This window comes from Photobacterium sp. OFAV2-7 (genome assembly GCF_022347985.1).
In the GTDB taxonomy this organism is placed as follows: domain Bacteria; phylum Pseudomonadota; class Gammaproteobacteria; order Enterobacterales; family Vibrionaceae; genus Photobacterium.
The window spans coordinates 1-4732 of sequence record NZ_JAKRFQ010000372.1 but is presented as its reverse complement, the minus strand read 5'-3'; the positions used below and the strand labels follow the sequence as shown (position 1 = coordinate 4732).

3 protein-coding genes are annotated in these 4732 nt (G+C 45.1%); 2 read left to right on the top strand and 1 reads right to left on the bottom strand.

All coding sequences use genetic code 11. From position 1 onward, the window contains the following. On the bottom strand, positions 1-423 hold a 423-nt coding region (locus MHN01_RS16985), incomplete at its 3' end, for a LacI family DNA-binding transcriptional regulator (protein WP_239412426.1). Positions 424-951: 528 nt separating this feature from the next. Here MHN01_RS16985 and MHN01_RS16980 point away from each other — a divergent pair. Together MHN01_RS16980 and MHN01_RS16975 are read left to right on the top strand one after the other, a co-directional pair. Beyond that, positions 952-2403 carry an SLC5 family protein gene (locus MHN01_RS16980; RefSeq protein WP_239412425.1) on the top strand — a complete coding sequence of 484 codons (1452 nt, stop codon included), beginning with the start codon at positions 952-954 and terminating at the stop codon, positions 2401-2403. A 365-nt stretch (positions 2404-2768) separates the two neighbouring features. After that, positions 2769-4732: glycoside hydrolase family 2 TIM barrel-domain containing protein (locus tag MHN01_RS16975; protein WP_304622868.1), on the top strand; the 1964-nt coding region annotated here is incomplete at its 3' end.

Here is a 4732-nt window from a genome sequence, read left to right as displayed (position 1 = left end):
CATGCCAGGTACTTCTTGAGCAAAGGCAATCAGCTCGTCGTTACTTAGCCCTTTGCTATGAATCACTAAAGATTCACAACGGCTATTGATTAGTAGCTCAATGGCTTCTCGTTCGGTATCAGCATGATGGTAACCATTACCGATTAGAAGATGTTTGCCATTGTGGCGGGCTACACCGTCGACAGCTTTAACTAGGGCACCGAAAAAAGGATCGGAGACATCACCCACCAGTATTCCCATGGTATTGGTCGATTGACTGACCAAGGCGCGTGCATTGGCGTTTGGACGATACCCCAGTTCGCGCATAGCCTGATTGACAGCGTCTATCGCCTTTAGGCTGGCCTTGGGAGACTTGTTGATGACTCTTGAAACAGTCGCAACGGAAACTCCGGCCTCTTTTGCTACATCTTTTATAGTTGCCATAAATTACCTCTATATTGCCAGCCACGTCATTAAACATTGGTTGTGAAAATAAGGCAAATCGAGATTACATTATTGAAGGGTTTGTAGGTTCTAATCTCTTACTAATCATATCACAACGATATGTAAACGTTATCATAATGAGGTCATAAATTAAATAAGAGGCCCAATATAGGACTGGTTTTGAGATGAGTGACAAGGTTTATCTCTTGCTTACTCACATGTTTCAATGGAACTATTCTCTTGGCTTAGGATCAGAGCTGTCAGAAAAATGTGATCAAATCGTAGTTTTACATTAAATAATCATTATTAGGGTAAACGTTTCCATTAGTGTCGCTTTGATCACAGATCATTTCGCTAACACATACTAAGCTTACTCACAATGTAAAGCAGAAAGGGATTTATAGCTTAGCAAGAACTAGTCGAGATTTATTCTCGTTTTTTATTGTTAAATTGTGTAAACGTTTCCACTTTATGTGTGTTTTAGCTTCATCAATAACATGAAACAGCTCTACAAATGAGGAATTAACCATGGATTCAGCAATTCAGCTCGTAGTGTTCTTCGCACTCACAGCGCTGGTCGGCTATTTAACGTATCGCAAGTGTGCCGAGGCCGGCCCGCGTGGTGATGGAACAAAAGATTACTTTCTGGCAGGTGGTGGCCTGTCTTGGGTATTTATCGCCGGCTCTATTACACTGACTAACTTAAGTACCGACCAATTGGTGGGCATGAATGGTAACCAGATGGCACTACTTGCAATCTGGGAGTTATGTGGCTTTATTGGCTTGTTAATTCTGGCAAAAGTCTTTGTACCGATTTACTACAAGTATAATTGTACGACAACGACGGAATTACTTGAGCGTCGCTATAACAGTAAGCACATTCGTGCGACGGTAGGTAGCCTTTTCTTGCTTGGAAACATTTTTATCTATCTGCCAGCAATGCTATATGGTGGTGCGCTATTTATGCAGACCATGTTTAATGTTGAGATTGGTCTGATGCCTATCGCCATTATGTTTGCTGTTGTCGGCTCGGCTTACGCAATTTTTGGTGGATTACGTGCTGTTGCCGTATCGGATACCTTCAGCGGTGTTGGTCTTCTGGTGATGGCCGTTCTGATTGTAATCCTAGCGCTGAGTGCGATTAACTTTGACTTCTCGGGCATTCCTGCAGAACGTCTAACACTGATTGGTGGTCCAGATTCGCCAGTGCCATGGCCAACTCTGTTTACCGGTATGTTGTTTATCCAGATTTTCTACTGGAGCACGAACCAGACCATTACTCAGCGTGCGATGGCAGCTAAGAATGTTAAAGAAGCACAGAAAGGCGTATTTGCAGCAGCTTTCATTCGTATCCTCATCGTACCGGCAATTGTGGTTATCCCTGGTATTGTCTCTTACAAACTATATGGCCAAATCGGTGATGCGGCATATGGGCGTATTGTCGGTGATCTATTGCCTAGCTGGTTATCTGGTGCATTTGCAGCCGTGATGGCAGCGGCGGTATTAACTAGCTTTAACTCTGTACTGAACTCATCCGCAGCACTTTATGTATGTGATATTCACCAGAAATACTTCAATGAAACACCAAATGTAAAACGCCTGAGTACTGTTGTATCAATCAGCTTTGTACTGCTAGCAGTGTTCCTTGTTCCAGCATTTGCAACCGCAGACAGCTTGATTAACTTACTACAGCAGCTAAATGGTCTACTAAGTATGCCGATTCTGTCAGCATTTATTACCGGCCTACTGTTCCGTAATGTTCGTGCAGAAGCGGTGATTATGTCAGTGGTATTTGGTACTGCGCTGTATGGTTTCTTTACCTTTGGCTGGACGCCTATTCACTATATTCACTTAATGTTTGTCACTCTGATTGCCTGTGTCATCTTTGCTCTTGGTGTGAATAAGTTTGTATTCAAGAATAAGGCTGAGCTTGTATTTGGTAAGAACGAAGAACTGGAGGCGGCAACTGAGACAAATTAATCAAATAGCATTGGCTATTGTCGCTGAAGTTTACTAATGAATCGGGCGCTTCTTCGGAAGTGCCCGTCTTTCGCAAGAGAAGCGAGAAAGGCTAAGGGATGAACGGTCAACTTGTTCACCTCCCAAGTAACGTAGCCAGCCTTATTATCACCTCCTATTTTATGCTGGAAATTGGATCTTGGGGCAAGTGCCTTCAGAACCAGGGGTTGGGGTTTATTGCTGCTGGTGACTTGAGAGTTATTCAATGAAGTAGGCTTAACGATGTCAGTGTTAGAGACTGAATCTGTAATACTGCTGCATGTTCAGGTGCTGTAATAATAAAAATTCAGGTGGCAGTTAGCCGCCTCAGGATGAAAGATCGAAATATGACAACATTTGCTGAAGTTCTTACACGTAGAGACTGGGAAAATCCACAGTCGGTTCAGGTCAACCGTATCGCAGCGCATAGCCCTTTATTTGGCTTTAGCTCACAGGATGAAGCATTAACCAAACAATCAACGCAGCGTGTCCTGCTAAATGGTGATTGGCAGTTTCAGCTGTTTGCAGCGCCGGAAGAGGTGCCAGCCGATTTTACTGAAACAACGCTTGATGCCAGTGGTTGGAAGATGATTCCAGTTCCTTCAAACTGGCAACTGCTGGGTTTTGATAAAGCGATTTATGCCAACATTAAATATCCATTTGATGTGAATCCGCCTTTTGTGCCTAACAAGAACCCTACTGGCTGCTACCGTACATCTTTTGTAATTACAGCAGAGCAACTTGAGCAGCAAAACCGAATTATTTTTGACGGGGTTAACTCGGCTTTCTACTTGTGGTGTAACGGCCGTTGGGTGGGCTATTCACAAGATAGCCGTCTACCGGCAGAGTTTGATCTTTCCCCGTACCTAGTTGAAGGTAGTAATACCCTGGCGGTAATGGTACTGCGCTGGAGCGACGGTAGTTACTTAGAAGATCAGGACATGTGGTGGCTCAGCGGGATTTTCCGTGATGTAACCCTGTTAACCAAACCTGTACATCAAATCAAAGATGTGTTTATTACCCCTAACCTTGATGCCTGCTACCGCGACGGCTGGCTTGATGTTAAAACCCGTTTTGCAGGGCCTGAGTCGTATCAGGTTCAGATCCAATTGTTTGATGGACACAATGCCGTTTCAGAGCCATTGACAGCGAAAGCGAATGATCGGGTTGTCGATGAAAAAGGCGGTTGGAGCGATGTGTGCTTCCATCGGTTGGACGTGCGGGATCCTAAAAAGTGGAGTGCCGAAGTCCCGAGCCTGTATCGCTGTGTTGTTAGCCTGTTGAATGAAAATGGCGATGTGGTTGATATTGAAGCCTATGATGTTGGTTTTAGAACCGTAGAAATACGTGGAGGGCAGCTTCGCTTGAATGGCCAACCTTTGCTTATTCGTGGGGCCAATCGTCATGAACACCATCCTGAGCATGGTCATGTTGTGACTGAAGCCGATATGATCCGCGATATCAAGCTGATGAAGCAATACAATTTTAATGCCGTTCGGACTGCCCATTATCCGAACCACCCTCGTTGGTATGAATTATGTGACGAGCTGGGGCTATATGTTTGTGACGAAGCCAATATCGAAACCCATGGGATGTTTCCGATGGGGCGGCTGGCTTCTGATCCAAGCTGGACACATGCATTCATGACTCGACTGACCCAGATGATTGAGCGTGATAAGAACCATCCTTCAGTGATTATCTGGTCGCTGGGTAATGAGTCTGGCCATGGAAGTACGCACAATGCCATGCACGCATGGGCTAAAGATTTTGATCCTTCGCGCCCGGTGCAATATGAGGGGGGAGGTGCTGATACCTCTGCCACAGATATTATTTGCCCTATGTATTCTCGTGTTGATCAAGATCAGCCATTTGATGCGGTACCAAAATGGGCCATTAAAAACTGGATTTCCCGTCCGGATGAAAACCGTCCCTTGATCCTATGTGAATATGCCCATGCGATGGGTAATAGTTTGGGAAGCTTTGACAAATACTGGCAAGCCTTCCGCGAATTTCCTCGTCTGCAAGGTGGATTTATCTGGGACTGGGTCGATCAGGGAATAAGTAAATGGGATGAGCAGGGCCAGCATTACTGGGCTTATGGCGGTGATTTTGGGGATGAGCAAAATGATCGTCAGTTCTGTATCAATGGCTTGGTATTTCCTGACAGGACACCGCATCCTGGGCTGGAAGAAGTCAAACATGCTCAGCAGTTCTTCCAGTTTAAGGTCCTGGAAGATTCAGAGTCATCGATGACGGTTGAAGTACAAAGCGAGTGGCGTTTCCGTACCACGGATAATGAGCTGCTGCGATG

Excerpts from the sequence above, each read along its gene's own strand:
- MHN01_RS16980 (WP_239412425.1), top strand. The coding sequence starts at position 952 with ATGGATTCAGCAATTCAGCTCGTAGTGTTCTTCGCACTCACAGCGCTG.